General features: G+C 72.6%; 10 protein-coding genes. 6 read left to right on the top strand and 4 right to left on the bottom strand.

What is annotated here, in order from left to right; genetic code table 11:
- Positions 1-301 precede the first annotated feature (301 nt).
- From MXD95_RS04395 to MXD95_RS04375, 4 genes are all read left to right on the top strand, one after another.
- Positions 302-1,171: an ROK family protein gene (locus MXD95_RS04395; RefSeq protein ID WP_250639225.1), complete on the top strand. Its 870-nt coding sequence runs from the start codon at positions 302-304 to the stop codon at positions 1,169-1,171.
- Positions 1,172-1,575: 404 nt separating this feature from the next.
- Entirely contained in the window at positions 1,576-4,164 is a 2,589-nt protein-coding gene (gene sepH / locus MXD95_RS28405) for a septation protein SepH (RefSeq protein WP_285223514.1), read from the top strand.
- A gap of 155 nt (positions 4,165-4,319) precedes the next feature.
- Entirely contained in the window at positions 4,320-4,520 is a 201-nt protein-coding gene (locus MXD95_RS04380; protein WP_163547434.1) for a DUF7455 domain-containing protein, read from the top strand.
- 211 nt (positions 4,521-4,731) lie between these two features.
- Positions 4,732-5,844 (top strand): YihY/virulence factor BrkB family protein, encoded by a 1,113-nt coding sequence (locus tag MXD95_RS04375; protein ID WP_250639223.1) that lies wholly within the window; start codon positions 4,732-4,734, stop codon positions 5,842-5,844.
- On the opposite strand, the gene MXD95_RS04370 is transcribed toward MXD95_RS04375, so the two are convergent.
- Complete coding sequence (locus MXD95_RS04370; protein ID WP_308301442.1) at positions 5,838-7,112, bottom strand: LCP family protein; 1,275 nt, start codon at positions 7,110-7,112, stop codon at positions 5,838-5,840. The genes MXD95_RS04375 and MXD95_RS04370 overlap by 7 nt on opposite strands.
- Before the next feature lie 1,584 nt (positions 7,113-8,696).
- Between MXD95_RS04370 and MXD95_RS04365 the strand changes: the two genes are divergently transcribed.
- Positions 8,697-10,100 carry an aminopeptidase P family protein gene (locus MXD95_RS04365; RefSeq protein WP_285223513.1) on the top strand — a complete coding sequence of 468 codons (1,404 nt, stop codon included), beginning with the start codon at positions 8,697-8,699 and terminating at the stop codon, positions 10,098-10,100.
- A 224-nt stretch (positions 10,101-10,324) separates the two neighbouring features.
- Here MXD95_RS04365 and MXD95_RS04360 read toward each other — a convergent pair whose 3' ends face one another.
- Complete coding sequence (locus MXD95_RS04360) at positions 10,325-10,666, bottom strand: histone-like nucleoid-structuring protein Lsr2 (protein WP_250639220.1); 342 nt, start codon at positions 10,664-10,666, stop codon at positions 10,325-10,327.
- A 506-nt stretch (positions 10,667-11,172) separates the two neighbouring features.
- Between MXD95_RS04360 and MXD95_RS04355 the strand changes: the two genes are divergently transcribed.
- Positions 11,173-11,664, top strand: a complete 492-nt coding sequence (locus MXD95_RS04355) for a hypothetical protein (protein WP_250639219.1) — start codon at positions 11,173-11,175, stop codon at positions 11,662-11,664.
- Between the two features lie 569 nt (positions 11,665-12,233).
- On the opposite strand, the gene MXD95_RS04350 is transcribed toward MXD95_RS04355, so the two are convergent.
- Positions 12,234-13,058: an ABC transporter ATP-binding protein gene (locus MXD95_RS04350; protein ID WP_250639262.1), complete on the bottom strand. Its 825-nt coding sequence runs from the start codon at positions 13,056-13,058 to the stop codon at positions 12,234-12,236.
- Between the two features lie 89 nt (positions 13,059-13,147).
- Positions 13,148-17,173: a SpoIIE family protein phosphatase gene (locus tag MXD95_RS04345; protein ID WP_250639218.1), complete on the bottom strand. Its 4,026-nt coding sequence runs from the start codon at positions 17,171-17,173 to the stop codon at positions 13,148-13,150.
- Positions 17,174-17,558: the final 385 nt, after the last annotated feature.

Below are 17,558 nucleotides of genomic sequence, written 5' to 3'. Positions count from 1 at the left end.
CCCTGGTGACGATCTTCCGACGCCTATATGACGACCTCGCGACGGCACGGCGACCGCGCGACGACCGGACCGTGACGGCACCGTGGCCGCCGACCGCAGGGCGTGCTCGTCCGCCCGGACGGCTCGCCGTAACCGGGTGGACGCCACCATGGTCCACCGGCCTGAGAGACTTGTTCTTCGGCGGTCGTCGAACCGGCCACGGGTCGTCCTGTGCGACGCGTGTGCCGCGGGTGCATCCGACCGTCGGGGGCCGGTGGCGCCGGCCCGCTGTCGCACGCCGTAGGTACGGGAGGGCTCGGTCATGCAGGTCTTCGGGGTTGACGTCGGGGGAAGCGGCATCAAGGGCGCTCCGGTCAACGTCGAGGATGGGACGCTCGCCGCTCCTCGGCACCGGATCGTGACACCGCAGCCGGCAAGCCCGGACGCGGTGGCGACGACCGTGGCCGAGGTGGTGCGCCACTTCGACTGGTCCGGGCCCGTCGGGGTCGCGCTGCCAGCGGTGGTGAAGAACGGCGTGGCACTGACGGCCGCGAACATCGACGCTTCCTGGATCGGCACGGACACGGTCGCGGTGCTGTCCGCCGCCTTCGCCCAGGCCGGGATCGACGCCACCTCGGTGCCCCCTCCGCCGGCTCCGGCGGGCGCCGCGTCCGACATCACAACGGTCAACGACGCTGATGCCGCCGGCATCGCCGAGATGGCCTTCGGCGCCGGCCGGGACGCCAGCGGCCTCGTGATCATGACAACGTTCGGGACGGGCATCGGTACCGCGCTGTTCCTGCACGGCCAGCTGCTGCCCAACACCGAGCTCGGGCACCTCGAGGTCCACGGGCACGACGCGGAGACCCGCGCCTCCGACGCGGCGCGGGAGCGCGAGGACCTGTCCTGGGACAAGTGGGCCAGGCGGGTGACCCGCTACCTGTCCGCCCTCGAGGCGCTCCTGTGGCCGGATCTCATCATCATCGGCGGCGGGGTCAGCAAGAAGGCCGAGAGGTTTCTCGACGCACTCGAGGTCCGGACGAAGGTGGTACCCGCTCAGCTACAGAACGAGGCGGGCATCGTCGGGGCGGCGCTCGCGGGTCTCGGTGACCAGTCCCGTCCGCGGCCCGCGGCGCGGCCCACGCGCCGTCGTGGCCCGGCAACCCGCCCACCAGGCGGTCGCCGTCCGTAGGACGATCCGGCCCGAACCCGGCGCCATCCGCCCCGATCCGGCCCGACCGGACAGGCCCGACACGGTCAGACTGCGCGTGTCGCCCGCCGGCAGCCGGCCGAGTGGCCGTATCGATGGCAGGCTGTCATCTACCGGGACGCACTCGCCGAAGGCGGGTTCGGGTGCGTCATGCCGACCTGCCCGCTGGAACGTCCCCCGCCGCGTGTCCCGCGTCGGGGGCGGTCCGATGGGTACGGCTCCGATCGGATGCGGCAGTCCGGTCGGGCACCGCCGCCCGGCCAGGCAGGGCGGCCCGAGCGGGCGGGGCGGCCCGAGCGGGCGGGCCGTGTGGTGGGGCACGACAGTCCAGATGGGCACGGCAGTCCAGGTGGGCACGGTACGGCTTCAGGAGAACAGGAGGCGCCATGCGTGAGCTGCGGGCGATCGCACTCAGCGAGGACGGCGGCTACCTCGTACTCGCGGACGCGACCGGCAGGACCGACGGTGAGCAGTTCCGGGTGCCGGTGGACGACCGGCTCCGGGCCGCACTGCGCGGCGTGCGCCGCAGCGAGGTACGCACGGAGAGCGCGCTGACCCCGCGCGAGATCCAGGCCAGGCTCCGAGCCGGCGAGACGGCCGCCGAGGTCGCGCGCGCCGCCGGAATCCCGGTGGAACGGGTGGAACGGTACGAGGGGCCGGTGCTGGCCGAACGCGCCCGCGTCGTCCAGGAGGCACGGGCGGCCCTGCTCCCCAAGGACCCGGGTGGAGTACCCGGCCGTCCCCTCGGGGAGGTCGTGGACGCCCGGCTCGTCGTCGCCCAGGACAATCCCGCCGCAGCCCAGTGGGATGCCTGGCGCCGGGTCGACGGCATCTGGCTGGTCCAGCTCACCTCGGAGAGCCGCTGCGCGCGCTGGACGTGGGATCCCGTGGTCCGCCGCGTGCGCCCGCACGACGACGCCGCCCGGGCGCTCGTCGCCCCGGAGAGTGTCGAACCGCCCGCGCCCAGCGTTCCCTCCACACCGCCGGCCTCTGCACCCGGCGGGTCCGCGCCGAGATCTGGTACCCCGGCGCTCACACTCGTGCCCGACCAGGGACTGACGGCTGTTCCCGCCCGGCCCCCGGTGTCCGCTCGCCCAGCCCCGCTCGCCCCGCAGGAGCCCGCCGCCCGCACCCAGCCCCAGCCCGCGCAGTTGCCCGCGGCCGCGCCACGGCCGGGCGCCCACCCCGGTGGCGCCTACCCGGATGGCGATGAGCAGCCGCTGCGGACCGCCGCCCGGTTTGACGGTCGTTACCCGGCCACTGCCCAGCAGTGGGAGGCACCGCCGCCGAGCCCGGTTCATCCAGCTGCGCCCGCGGCCGGCTTCGCACCGCAACCAGCCGCTCCCGCGCCACGGCCCGGTGGTTACGTCCCGACGGCCACCGGAGTGCGGCCGGCCGCCGGCGCCGGGCAGGCCGCTCCTCCCGCGCCCGAAACCTTCCGCGCGGGGACGCCGGCCCGGCCGGCGACTCCGGCCGCCTTTGGCGGCTCCGGCGTGCGCACCTCGGCCGCCGGTGTGACGGCACCAGCGGCCGCGCGTCCCTACCCCGCCGCCGACGCCCAGGGACCCGCCTACGCCGGCCACGGCGCCGCTGGCGGCACGCTCGGGCCGACGGAGACGGCCGACGGCGAACCGGCCCACGGTGTCGAGGCCGCATCCGCCTACGAGGCGGCCCCGGGCTTCCAGGCGGCCTCTGACTTCCAGGCTGCCCCGGGCTTCCAGGCTGCCCCGGGCCTCCAGGCGGCGCAGCATGGCGCACCGGACTACCCGGCCGCCCCCGCCTACCAGCCCGCCCCGGACTCACCCGGGTACGGCCACGTCCCGTCCAGGCCGGCGGACCCGGCGCCGACCGGGATACGGCAGACGGCCGTGGCGCCCCAGGCGGGCGCCTCCCTGGTCGACGCGGACCTCCAGGCGGACGTGCACGAGGAGGCGACCTGGATCAGGTCGTCGGCACCGTCCGCGGCACCCGCCTCCGACAGCACCGCATATGAGGCCGGGCCCGAAGGCGTCGGAAACGAAGGCGTCGGAAACGACGAGGCCGGATACGAGGGGACCGAGCTCGAGGCCACCCAGGCGGTGGACGCGTCCGACAGCAGCCACACCCGTCGGCCCGAGCCACAGCCACCGCGGCGGACCGCCGCCAGCCGGGTCAACTCGCTGCCCCGCAACACCGGTCGCCGAGTTCCCAGCGCGCCGGGAGCCGGCCGCACCGCTGTTCCCACCTCCTCTGTCCCCTCCGCGCCGACGCCGGCCAGCCCGGCGGCCACGCCGCCGCCAGCGGCCGCCGTGGCCGCCGTGGCCGCTGCCTCACCAGCCGCTCCCCCACCGGCCACGGCTCCGCCGGCCGCCGAGCGCCGCGCACCGGACCTCGGCGCGCGGCCGACAGAGACGGGGAGGGCCGCGGTCGCCGCGGCCACCCCGACGGCACGTTCCGGACGTACAGGTGAAACCCCCCGGGCGGCCGTCGCCCAGGCCAGCCGCCCGGCAGTGACTTCCGCCACATCGAAGTCGACAGATGTCACTAGTCCGACGAACACGGATGCAACGCCCGCGCGCAGTCGGGCCGCCGCCGCGACCGCCACCTCGCCGGTCTCCCGACCGGCCAGCGCCGGATCACCCGCCCTGGCGGCGCGTTCCGCCGACGCCGAGCCAGCGGACACCGCCATCGCCGACGCCGCGACCTCGGCCGATAGCGGCGATTCCACGCCTTCCCGCGCGGCTGCACCCGCCACCCGAGGTCGACCGGCCGCGGGCGCGGCCGCCGCCAAACGCAAGCAGGCTGCTACCCAAAATGAGGATGCGAGCACGGACAGCAGCGAAGATGCAAGCGCAGAGAAGCCAAACGGACCCGGTGCGTCACGAGGCCGTCAGAACACCGGCACCCGTGGGGGGGATCGCCCCGCAGGCGGTCGACGCGGGCGCAAGTCAGTGCCAGCATGGGACGACATCGTCTTCGGTGCTCGGCGGACATGAACTCTCCGACGGGTCCGATCCGAGAACGTCTGCGGCCATCACCCGCCGCAGGCACCACGCCGCTCTGGATGCAAAGACGCCACGAGAGCCGGCTGTGAGTAAACCGTCACATGGTCAGCCGGAACGTCTGGCCGCCTAACACAGTTGGAGTAGATGTGACAGGGACTACCACGAAGCCGACGCTGACCAACCTCGATCGTTGCGACCGGTGCGGTGCCCAGGCATACGTGCGTGTGGTGCTGCCGGGCGGCGGGGACCTTCTGTTCTGCCGGCACCATGCCAAGTCGCACGACTCCAAGCTGCGTGAGATGGCCGTCGAGTACCACGACGAGACCGACAAACTCACCGTCTCCTGACGCGCTCGTCAGATAGCCGAAGGGGCATGTCACGGCGACGTGGCGTGCCCTTTTCGCTGCCTGGGGCAGGGTCGAACGGGGCACGTCCCGGCCGCGGGTCCATCCGGTGGACGGCCTTGCCCAGGTGACCGATCGCGTCAGGGAGCGGCATCCGACCCGTACGCGAGCGCCGTTGGGTGGCAGGCACCGTAGTAGGCCATACGGTGACACCGTGGCCGTCGGCGGTAGTGGGCCGCCCACCACAGCGCAGAGCGGCCGAGCACGCCGTGCCGCGGTGGTATTGCGGCGCGCGGCGACCGTCGGTGCTGCCCCGGGCCTGGTGGCGCAGGCCCGGCGGGGTCGGGACGTCGCGGAGGCGAAGGTGCGCGGTAGCGCCGTCTACCACCGGCTCGACCAACAGCGCAGACGGGTGCCTCGCCGGCCCGTTGCCCTGATCCGCGACACCGTCTCCAACGCCTGGCGGCACCGGGTGCTGGGGCTGGCCGCGGAGGCCGGGTTCTGGCAGCTGCTCTCGCTTCCACCGCTGCTGCTGTCACTGCTCGGGGCGCTCGGCTATGTAGCCGAAGCAATCGGGCACAACGCGTTGGGCAGCATCCGCACGAGCATCCTCGACGGCGCCGGTGACCTGCTCACCAAGTCCGTCGTCGACGAAGCCGTGCGGCCCACCGTCGACGAGATCCTTTCCCGCGGCCGCCCGGACGTGATCTCCATCGGGTTCGTGCTGTCGCTGTGGACGGGATCGACCGCGATGGCCACCTTCGTGAACACGATCACCATTGCCTACGGTCAACGTGACCTGCGGTCAGCGGTACGCAGCCGGCTGGTGGCACTCGGGCTGTTCGTCGGTCAGATCACCAGCGGTGTGATCATTCTGCCGGCACTGGTGCTCGGTCCTGGGCTGATCTCCCGGATCCTCGACGCCGACCGGCACCCGTCTGTCGACCGAGTGCTGACCCTGCTCTTCTGGCCGGTGGTGGGCCTGGTCGCGCTCACCATGCTCACCTCGCTTTACCACCTGTCGCTGCCGGTGCGCCGCCGCTGGTGGCGGGCGCTGCCCGGCGCGTCGCTCGCCCTGGTGTGCTGGCTGGTCGGCAGTTACGCGCTGCGGTTGTACCTGGAGTTCGTGTTCAGCCACGAGCTGGTCTACAGCACGCTGGGCTCGCCGGTGGCAGCGTTGCTGTTCTTCTACATCACCGCTCTGGCCGTGCTGCTCGGCGCCGAGCTCAACGCAGCTCTGGACGAGGACGTCCGCAAGCCGACGATCGATGCTGGTCCAGCGGTGGACGCTGAACCGACACCAGAGGCCGGGCCGGACGGTCAGTAGGTGCAACCCACCCCGGATTCCGCGGCGGGAGCTACTGCGGCCTCGACGCGTGCCGTGACCGGCTCCGACCAGATCGCAGCCAGGGAGGTGGAACGAGCGGAACCGGCGAGACCGACGGCCGCCACCGAGCCCGCCGGGCCGTCCGCCTGCCCCCAGCCTGCCTCACGTGCCGCCTGCGCCACGGAGCCGGAGCCGCCCGGGACGGCCAGAGCCCCGGTCGTGCCCTGCTGGGACGGCGCGCCTCCGAAGGGCGCGAGGAAGGTGCCGAGCTGGTTCGGATCGGGCACCAGCACGCTCTGGCCGGCGCGGCTGCCCGCCGTCGCGGGCACTGTGGCGAACTGCACTCCGCCTGAGCCGATGGACTGCATCCGGAGCGCGAGCAGACGCAGATCGGCCAGTGATGTGCCGTCGTCGAGGGTCAGTGCCGAGGTGGCGGCATCCACCACGTTGATCAGTCTCGACGGGTTGAACAGGGTGTCGGTGGACGCGATGCGTTTGAAGATCACGCCAAGGAACTGCTGCTGCCGGCGGATTCGGTCCAGGTCGCTTTCGGGCAGGCCGTAGCGCTGCCGGACGAAGGCGAGCGCCTGGGCACCGTTGAGACGGTTCTCGCCGACCTGGCCGGACCATCCGGAGTAGTGGTCGTGCACATTGTCGAAACCCTGCGCCTTCAGCGACGCCGGCAGCTCCTTGACACAGACGGTGACCCCGCCGAGCGCGTCGGTCATCCCCTGGAAGCCGACGAAGTCGATCTGGACGTAGTGGTTGACCCGGATCCCGGTCAGCGTCTCGATCGTCGACACCAGCAGGGACGGCCCGCCATAGGAGAAGGCGGCGTTCAGCTTGGAACGCTGGGCGGTGTGCCTGGTGCCGCGGGAGTCGGTGTACGTGGGGATGGTCACCCACAGATCCCGGGGGAACGAGATCAACGTGGTCGATCCGTTCGCGTCCAGATGAGCGAGGATCGTGGTGTCCGAGCGCTGTCCTTCCGCCTCGCCGAACGCCCCGTTCGTGCCAGCCCGCGAGTCCGACCCGACCAGCAGGATGTTCTGCGTCCCGCCGCCGGCGGGTGACGGTCGGTCGACGCCGGAGCCGAAGGTCAGCGGAATATGATTCACCCGGCCGTCGTAGTGACGCAGCACGGCCCAGCCCGTCGTGGCCAGGATCAGCACAACGGCGGCGACCACGGCGGCCAGTGCGGTCACCGTGCGGCGCACACCGCCCGGGCGGGCAGCAGGCTCCGGCTCGTCCGGCGAGGGCAGATCCACCTCGGTGGGCGGAATGGCCCCTGGGTACGGGCCGACGCCGTACCGGCCGCGCGGGGACCCGTCGTCCGGATGGTGGCCGTCCGGAAAGCGGCCGTCGCGGTCGGGACGGCCAGCCGGGTAACGCCTCGTGGGCGGCTCGTCATGGTTCGGCGCACGGCGCGCGACGCGCGGGTCGGAACGGCCTCTCTCGGACCGCCCGGAGCGCGGATCGTCGGCCGGGCGCCGACGCTGAGGGTGCGCGTTCGCGGGCCAGTTCCCGGCCGGGGAACCACGCTGATCATCACGTCGGGCGGGATCCCGTGGGGAACGGCCGCGGGGGGCAGGCGTACCCCGTCCGGGGCGGTCCCCCCGACCGGCCTCGGGTGGGCCATCGCGTTCCGGCCGATCCGGAGGCCAGGTCATGGCTGCCTTCCCTCCCTCGTCCACCGGGGCACCATCATCCGTGCCGGTGGAGCCGGCGCAGGACCCGGCCGTCGGCGGACCGCCCGTTCGATCGCGAGCCCTCAGCCATGTCGGCGGCCATATCCACAGCGACCGCGGCCGTGGCCGTGTCGGCAGTGGCCGGGGCCGTGTCAGCGGCAGCCGTGTCAGCGGCGGGCGAACGGAACACTCCTGGACACCTTCTCACCGATCCTCCGGCGAGAACACCGCGGACGCCCCACCCGCCTGTCGCGTGGCCGACGCCAGACGGCGACAAAAAGGGGCAGAGCGGCGTATTTTATACCATAGCGTCCTTACGGGTCCCCGATCGGCCCGCAGACCCGCACGTACACCGGCACGACCGGCTCGGATCCGCGTCTGCGGTGGCCGCGCGCCCCGTCGGGGGTGGCACCGCTCCGGCTCCGGTAGTTCCTCCGTTCGGCCGGGGATATGTCCATGCGTCCCGAATTTCACCGGACGCATGGACATCCGCACCCGCCGAGAAGCCCGGCCGCACTTCCGGCACGTCCCCATCACGCCGCCCGGGGATGCGTAAACATTTGGCAACAGGTAGTCACAGATCTGCAGATTATTCCGATCCCAGACAACCCGCCGCATGTCTGTGTCCACCAATCGGTGGCGACCGGATGCGCGCGGGATCGCCGCCCGGGCGGCGGACCACTCAGATGACGGTTCACTCAGGTGGCGGCGCACCAGATTGCCGCACGCTCCGGATGGCTGGGTACATCCGCGACACATCAGATCTGGATCGTGGCCGGGTTGCCGGCAGGCGGGCGTAGTAGAGGACTACCCGAGAAGGATCGCGCCACCTGGGGAGCGGAGCACTACCCGTGGAAGCCCCGTCGCCCTACCGTTAACCGTATGAGTGGCCAGTCCGACGAAAGCACACCCACACCGCGCGGCCCAAGCGTACCCGGGACCGCCTCGGCGGAGCGCGACCAGAACATCGGCGCCGGCGGAGCGGATCTCGTCCGTCCCGATGGGCCGGACGAGGCGCGCGATTCCATCGGCTCCGGAGTGGATTTGACATCTGCCGCCGACTCCGACCAAGGCGGCCCGGGTTCGGAAGACCAGCCCGCTTCCCGGCGCGAAACGGGTCAGGTCAGCCACGATGAGGTACCGCACGCGGCGTTCCGGCGATTTATGGCGGCCGGCTGGGCCCCCCTGGACAACGCTCTGCCATCCCGCGATGACTGCGCACCCTACACCTCGAAACGACGCGACTTGTTGGGTGCGCGGTTCCCCACGGACGTCCTGGTAGTGCCGACCGGTGGCCTGCGGGTGCGGGCAAACGACACAGATTATCCGTTCCGTCCGGGAAGTGACTTCTTCTGGCTGACAGGTTGTCATGAACCGGACGCCGTACTGGTTCTGCTACCGAACACGGCCGGCGAGCACACGGCAACGCTGTATGTCCCCGGCCGCTCGGATCGGTCCACCTCAGCGTTCTACGCCGATCGTCGATACGGCGAACTGTGGGTGGGGCCCCGCCCAGGGGTGCGCGAGACCCAGACAGCGTTGGAGATCGAATGTCGGCCCCTGTCCGAACTCTCCGACGCCCTCGCCCGACTCGCGCCTCGAAACACCAGGGTGTTGCGGGGAATCGATCCGCTGGTAGACCGCTCGGTGCTGCGCTGGTCAGCCGACGGCGCCGATGTCGATCGCGACGCCCAACTGGCCCAGACACTTTCCGAACTTCGGCTGGTCAAGGACGACTTCGAGCTCCTCGCGCTTGACGATGCCGTCGCGGCCACCACGCGCGGCTTCACCGAGTGCGTGGGGGAAATCGGCCACGCCATGACACTGGCCAACGGAGAACGTTGGCTGGAGGGCACGTTCTGGCGCCGGGCGCGGGTCGACGGCAACGACGTGGGATACGGCTCGATCGTTGCCTGCGGGCAGCACGCGACGACCCTGCACTGGGTCCGCGACGACGGCCCGGTGCGTGCCGGTGACCTCGCCCTGCTGGACATGGGAGTGGAGGGACGATCTCTCTACACCGCCGACGTCACCCGCACGCTGCCGATCACCGGTCGGTTCACCGACCTGCAGCGGAAGGTCTATGACGTGGTACTTCACGCGCAGCAGGCCGGCATCGAGGCGGTCCGGCCAGGCGCGTCCTTCCTGGATCCGCATCGGGCGGCCATGCGGGTCATCGCCACGGCGCTCGAGGACTGGGGGCTGCTTCCCGGCGGGGCGCAGGCCTCACTGTCCGAGGATCCGCAGGCGCCGAACGCCGGCCTGCACCGGCGATACACCCTGCATTCCACATCCCACATGCTGGGGTTGGATGTGCACGACTGCGCCGCGGCGCGGGATGAGGCGTACCGGGACGGCGCCCTCGCCGCGGGGATGGTCCTCACTGTGGAACCTGGCCTGTACTTCCAGCCCGACGACCTGACAGTCCCCCCGGAGCTACGCGGCATCGGGGTGCGGATAGAAGACGACATCCTGGTCACCAGGGATGGATGCCAGAACATGTCGGCCGCGCTTCCGCGAACGGCGGAAGAGGTCGAAAACTGGATGGGTCAACACCTGCCGAACTGACGGAACGAACAGAGCCGGCGACAGTCTGCGTCGGCGGCCGGTGGTCAAACGTTCCTGCCACACCAGCCATGCCGGTGTGGCAGGAACACGCCCCGGGAAAACCTGACCGGCAGGTCCAGGGCCAGCGAGGCGCGCGGCCCGCGGCGGAATACCGCGAGCGCGATGGGTACTACGGGGTCCACTGCTTCAAGCGCCTCGGCCCGGAAAAGCCGTCAAGGCCAGGATCAGTGAGCCTTGTCGTACGCCTCAACGATGTTGGAGGCGATACGGCCACGGTCACTCACCGTGTATCCGTTGCTGCGCGCCCACTCACGAATGTCGGCGGTGCGGTCGGTTCCACCGGTACGCCGCGAAGGGGTACGCACGCCACGGCGACTGCCGGCCGCACGACCGCCGGAACGGCGGGCCGCGGTGACGAACGGAGCCAGGGACTCGCGCAACTTCGTGGCGTTCTTCTCCGACAGGTCGATCTCATACTGCGCACCGTCGAGTCCGAAGCGGACAGTCTCGTCGGCCTCTTCTCCACTGAGATCGTCAATCAACGAGACGATGGTCTTCTGAGCCATGCCACTCTCCTTCAGGTCAGCGGACCGCAGAACTCACGCGTCTAGTATTACCACGAGAACACCAGGAACTGTCACGCGCGCTTGGACGGAGTCGCGAACTCGAGCTGCCGAACACCAAGAGACGGACTAGCGCTCGGCGGTGTGGTGCTCGGAGTGCGCAACCCAAAGCTGGGTGCCAAGCCCGTCGCGATAGGGAGTGATCATGTTCTGCGAATCACACCTTCCCAGCCGAAACGCCGACCGCAACCGGACAGTTGGGCGGCCGTCGGCCAGGCGGCGAGCATGTCCACCGAGCTTGGGACACCGATCGTGTTCGTCTACCGACTCCCCGGGTGATTGCCTGGCAATCGGCGGCCATGAGCCGGTGGGTGCTTTGGGGCGGCGGCGCAGGGAGCGGAACCGACCGGTACGAATGCCATTGGAGATCGGCGCGGCGGATGAGTACGCCTGATTCCGGCGCCGACCCTATGCCTCGGCGCACGGATGAGTACCCACAGACGTGGGTGATGGACGGCGCCAACGTGATTGGGGCCGGTGCCGACGGCTGGTGGCGCGACCGTCCAGGCGCCGCCCGCCGGCTGATCGCCGCCATTTCGGCGTGGATCGACGAGTCCGGCGTCCAGCGCGCATCACCCGAGTCGGTCAGGCCGCCCGAGCGAATCGTCGTCGTACTCGAGGGTGCGGCGCGCTCCGGTTACCCGGCCGGCCCGGTTGCCAACGGCCCCGGCGGGAAGGCTGTTACGGGGGATTTCGCGGGGTCGAGCTTGAGAGCTGATCCGGTATCCGCCCGCGGGTTGTGGACCGGATCGGCCGAACGGCCCGCCCTGGAGATCGTGCACGCGCCCGGACACGGCGACGATGCCATTGTGGCCGCCGCACACGACGCCGGTCCGGGCACCCTTGTGATCACCTCGGATCGAGCGCTCGCCGGCCGGGTGCGAATGATCGGCGCCAGTACCCGCGGCGCCCGCTGGCTGCGGGACACGATCGGTATCTGACCCGGCCGCCTACGATGCGCCTGGGGGCAGGTGAGCGCGCCGTGCGGGCGTCAGGCGCCGCTCCCGATGGGCCTTCGGCGTGCCAACGGTCGTTCGTGAACCGCCCGGGGGCCCGTGGCCCCTACGGTGGCCGCCAGCCCTCCGGCTGGCCCTCCAGCGGACCATGGTGGGTCCAGTGGGGGGCATCCGGAGGAAATCAGTCCACGCGGACTCACCGGGCTATCTGGGACCTCCCAGGGCGGCAAGGGACATCACACCGGAGGGCGTCGGCTGACGCCCTCATGGCCCCGCTGGGACCACTGCCGGCCGCACGCATCCCACGCGCGGAACCGGCCACGCCGACCGGCGAGATCCGCCCTGCCACACCTCTCGGACGCCGCTCTTCCGCGCGTCCCCCGTGGCCGTGTCCGTCGGACGCCGTTCTTCCGCGCGTCCCCCGTGGCCGTGTCCGCATGTCCCCGGGACCCCCGCCCCTGCCCATCCCGGCCGCCATTGGCGACGGACATCTCGTCCAGGACGACGGTGAGGTGGGGCAGGACCGGAAAACGCGGGCCGACGCCGCGGATCGCTCAGACGCCGACGGAGGCGGGACGGCGCGCCGGGGGGCGAGCCGCGAGCCGGGCGGAGTAGCGCCCGGCGGTCACCGTGATCTCGAGCGGGATGCCGAAACAGTCCGACAGGCGGTCGGCGGTCAGCACCTCGGCGACCGGCCCGGCAGCACGCACCTGGCCCGAGCGGACCAGCAACGCGTGGGTGACCCCGACCGGGATCTCCTCCACGTGATGGCTGACCAGAACGGTGACCGGCGCGGTGGCATCGGCGGCGAAGCGGGTCAGCCGGCGCAGCAACGCCTCCCGGGCACCGAGATCAAGACCGGAGGCGGGCTCGTCGAGCAGAAGCAGCTCAGGATCGGTCATCAGCGACCGGGCGATCAACACCCGCTTGCGTTCGCCCTCGGACAGCGTCCCGAACCGCCGCTCGCGCAACTCCCGGCAGCCGAACTGGGTGAGCAGCCCGGCGGCTCGATCGAGGTCGACCTGGTCGTACTGCTCCTCGGCCCGGCCGAACACCGACCATCCGGCCGTCACCACCGCGTCGAGCACCCGCTCGTCCCCCGGCGGCATCTCGACCAGCGCCGGGCTGACGACACCCACCCGGTAACGCAGGTCGAGCATGTTCACCGAGCCCAACCGGTAGCCCAGCAGATCGACCATGCCGGAGGTGGGGAACAGGCGCCCGGAGGCGACCTGCAGCAGCGTCGTCTTGCCCGCACCGTTGGGCCCGAGCACCACCCATCGCTGCCCGGACGCCACCTCCCAGGTCACGTCCCGCAGCAGCGGGGAACCGTCGCGTACGACGTTGACGTGGTCAAGGCGCAGCACCGCGTCCGGCATAACGCTCACGTTACGCGACCTGACCCGTCCGGCGGCAGGAGGACGGCCGCGAACCCACCACACCGCCCCGCAGGCCCCGATCGGGCCATTCAGTGGGTCGGCGGATCGACAAGGTCGATCTCCGCCCACACCACCTTGCCAGCGGCGATCGGCCGGGTGCCTTGGCGCACGGCGAGCCGCGAGACCAGGTCCAGCCCTCGGCCGGCCTCGTCGTCGACGGCTGCCAGACGTCGGCGGGGCAGCCGGCCGCCGCTGTCGGCCACCTCGACCACGGCCCGGGTGCCCAGCAGGCGCAGCCGTACGCTCAGGGGCGGGCGCCCATGCCGGACCGCGTTGCTGGTCAGCTCGGACTGGACAAGGACGATGACGTCGACGAGCGCGGTGCTGAGGTTGGCGTTCTCCAACGCGAGCCTGGACTGCGCACGCACGGCGCGTAGCCCGTCCGGACCATCCACGGTGACGTCGAGCAGCGTCGGCCCGGCGAGCGGATCGGCGGGCAGGCGGGCGAACAGCAGGGCCACACCCGGATCGTCCGGCGCCGGCTCGCCGTCCCGGCCGAGTCCGGCGCAGGCGGCATCAACCAGGGCGTCGAGCGGGGCGCCAGCGCCATCACCGATGCTGGCGAGCACCGCCGCCAGGTCCGACACGCCCGCGTCGGCATCCCGCCCGCCCGCCCGGACCAGTCCGTCGGTGAACAGCGCGAGCAGGTAACCCTGGCCCAGCCGGACGGTGTACTCGGTGGGTTCGCCCGCCACCCCGGCCGCGGCGCGGGCCGCCCCGAGCGGTGCCCCGACCGCCATGTACAACCGGGAGACCAGGCCGTCGGGGGCGACAACCAGGGGCGGGGGATGCCCGGCGCTGGCCAGCGTCAGGACACCCGTGTCCACCTCGGCGATCGCGTACAGGCAGGTGGCAGACTGCTCACCCGGTGCGTCCGCGACCACCGTGTGCAGCAGGGCCAGCACCTCGCCGGGCGGCAGGTCCAGCCGCGCGCAGGCCCGCGCCGTGGCCCGCAGCTGGCCCATCGTGGCAGTCGCCGCCACGTCCTGGCCACGGGCCTCCCCGATGACAAGCGCGATCCGACCCGCGCCGAGATCGACCACGTCGGACCACTCGCCCCCGGCCCTGCCCTCGCCACCCGCGGAAAGGTAGCGGGCCGCGACCTGCAGGCCGACGGGAGCGCCCGGACGGGTGCCACGCAGCGTCTCCCGCAGCTGGACGGCTCCGTCGACGGCGGCCCGGTCCCGCTCGATACGCCCCAGGGCCACGCCAGCGCGGGCGGAGAGCTCGGCGAGGAACGTGAGGTCGCTGTCGGTATACGGGGTCTGTTCCGCGGTGCGCGTCAGGGTGATGACCGCCGCGATCCCGTCCGGGCCCGGCACGGGCAGCACGGCAGTCGTGTCGGCGTCGATCTGGCGCAGCCAGCGGGCGGTGTCGGCCGGCGGCTCCCAGCCGTCCGCCGCGTGGACGATGATGCGCCCGCCCGCCCCCTCGGCCACCGCGGCGATCGGGTCGGGGGGCGCGACGAGGGCCGCGGCCCAGGCCGTCCGGGCCACCTGGTCCGCCGCGGGACTCCGCCCGGCGCCCGAGCCCCTCCCGTCGCTCCCCGGGACGCGTGTTCCGGCGGAACCGACCGCGACGATCAGGGTCGTCAGCCCGGGCACAGGTTCCGTGCCGGATCGACCGGTCGCTCCCGCCATCCCGCTCCCGCCGGACTCGGCCTGCTCGGCGCCGACGGCCAGCTGGGCCTCACCGCCGTCCGGATCGACATCGCTGTCCGGATCGACAGCGCCGTCCGGCTCACCGTCCCCGGCGCCGATGCCCGCTGGGTCCGCGTCCGCGTCCGCCTCCGTCGCACCCGTCGCCGCGGAGACCTCGGGGGGGATGTCGGCCCGACCGGCCAGATCGTCCGGGCCGGCGGAGGCGACCGCGGGTGCGGGCGGCGTACCGTCCAAGGACGAACCGTCGACGGAGGCCCGGTCAGCGGCCTGCGTGACCAGGTGGATCGCGCAGACATCGGCGACCTCGGCGACGAGCAGCCGCGCGAACGACCGCAGCGCCGCGCGGGCATCGCCGGGGGCGTTGACGACCGCGGTGGCGCGGGCCAGCAGATCCAGTCGGCCGGCGGCGACCAGGCGAGCTTCCCGTTCCGTGTCAGCCACGCTCAGTGCGGCGCGGCCCTCGACAGCGTCCCCGGCGAGCCGGTCATGGGTGCCGGCACGCTCGATCGCCCGAGCGGCCGCCGCGGCCACACCGTCCAGATAGACCTGTTCGATCAGAGTGAATGCCCGAGGTGCCGGAAACCCGAAGGTCACCACGCCGAACGGCGTTCCGTCCGCGGTGGTGAGCGGCAGCAGCGCCCACGCCTGCTCGCCGGTGGCGGCGACGGCGTCGGCCAGGTCTGCCACGGGCCAACGAGCGAGCAGCTCGTCGCGGTCGGCCAGGTACAGCCCCCGGCTGCCGCGGACCACTTCGGCGACGGGATGCACCGCGCCGAGGGCCACGTCCGGCCAGGACCAGTCCCGGCTGCCTCGGTCGGACGGGCGCAGGAAGCGCAGCTGGTCGTGGTCAGCGTCGACCAGGGCCACCCCACGCCTGCCGGCCTGCACCGCGTCGCCCCCGGCGTCCAGGATCGCGGTAACGACGTCATCGACGGTGCCCGCGCCGGCGAGGGCGAGGGCGAACCGGCCGCCCGCCTCGAGCCAGTCGCCCGCGGCCACCGCTTCCCGCTCCGCCTGGTCGCTCCGAGCCTGCGTCGCCGCCACCGCTTCTTCGGCGTTCTGCGCCCGCTGCGTCGCCGCGGCGGCCTGTTCCGCATGCTGAGCGGCCTCACGCTCGGCGGCCGTCGCCCGCGACTCGGCGGCAGCGGCCTGTTCGGCGAGCTGCTCCGCACGGCGGTCGGCGGCTTGTGCCTCACCGACCGCGGCTTCCGCCTGGCCGACCGCGGCCTGCGCGCGCTGGTCGGCAGCCTCGGCCAGGCTCTGCGCCTCGCTGACCCGCAGATCGGCCGAACTCACCTGCTCCGCGGCCGACCCGGCTTCTTCCAGGGCCGCCGCTACCTGTGCCTCGGCTTCCTCCGCCCGACGTACGGCGGCCTCGAGCCGCTGCTGCCCGGCCGCTGCCTGTGCCAGCGCCGTCCGCGACGCCTCCTGCGCGGCGTCCGCCCCTGCCTCGGCGACCTCGGCCCGCTGCTCGGCCGCCGCTGTCCGCGTCTCGGCCACATCCGCCCGGGACTGCGCCGCCTCGGCCCGGGACTGCGCCGCCTCGGCCTGGCGGACGGCCCCCTCGACCTGCTGACGCGCCTCGATCTGGCCGGACTCGGCGGCCCGTTGCGCACTGAGGTCACGCAGAACACCGATCCATTCGACTGGCCGGCCTTCCCCCACCACCACCGGCAGCACGCGCGCCACGACCACCCGCGGCGCGCCATGCGCGGCGCCGGCCTCGGAAGGTCCGGTCGCGGGCGGCCCGGACAGCCGGAACTCGGCCTCGAACACGCCACCGCGATCGAGCGTGGCATGCCAGAGCCGGGCCACGTTCTCGCGATCGTCGGGGTGCACCCCGGCAAGCCAGCCGGTACCGGCGAGATCACCCGGGTGCTGACCGGTCACCGACCGCCAGGCGGGCAGATCGACGTCAAGACCTCCCTGAGCGGTCGCGTGAAAGACGTCCCCGCCGCCGGCCTCGGCCACCGCCCGGTACCGTGCCTGCGCCTGCGCGCGTTCCCGCTCCGCCTGGCGAACGCCGGTGATGTCCACCGCGACGAAGGCGAGGCCGACCGGGCCGAGCTGCGGGTCGTGCACCGGAAACCAACTGGCCGACCAGGTCCGGGCCGGTTCCCCAGCGCCGCCGGCGACCGCCACCTCGAGGTCGAGTACGGGTTCGCCGGTGCGCAGTGCGCCGGCGACGAGCGCGTCGAGTTCCTGCCCGGTGTCCCCCAACACCTCGCTGATGGTGCGGCCCAGATGCTCCCGGGCAGGCCGGCGACCCAGCCGGGCCAGCGTGTCGTTGACCCGGACGAAGCGGCCGGCCCGGTCGAGCAGGGCAAGCCCGACCGAGGCCCGGGCGAACAGGGCGTCGAGCAACGCGTAGACGGCGACCGCCGGATCCACCACCGCGGCGGCGGCAGCAGCGATCGTCCCCCGCCCGGGGCCGGCCGCGCCGGCGGCCGATGATCCGGAGCCCGACGGCCCCGAACCGGACGACCCTGACCCGAAAGGACCGGACCCGAACGAGGCAGAACCAGACGGGCCAGACGGGCCAGACGCATCAGACGCATCAGGTCCGAACCCGCCGGATTCGGCGGGACCCGGCTCCGGCCGGCCGTACCCGGGCGGCGCGCCGTCCGCCGGGCGCCGCGGACCGGTGCCGTCGATGGCCTCGCGCTGCACCATCGGCCAGCCTGGCGGCAGCACGGGCAGGTCCCGTCCGCCGCCCCGCCCAGGCCCGGTGGCCGATGCCGACGCTGATGCCGATGCCGAGATCTGCGCGGCGTCGCCG

Source organism: Frankia sp. AiPa1, assembly GCF_023243075.1.
Lineage (GTDB): Bacteria > Actinomycetota > Actinomycetes > Frankiales > Frankiaceae > Frankia.
The sequence above is the reverse complement of the archived record's forward strand: the minus strand, read 5'-3'. Positions and strand labels throughout refer to the sequence as shown.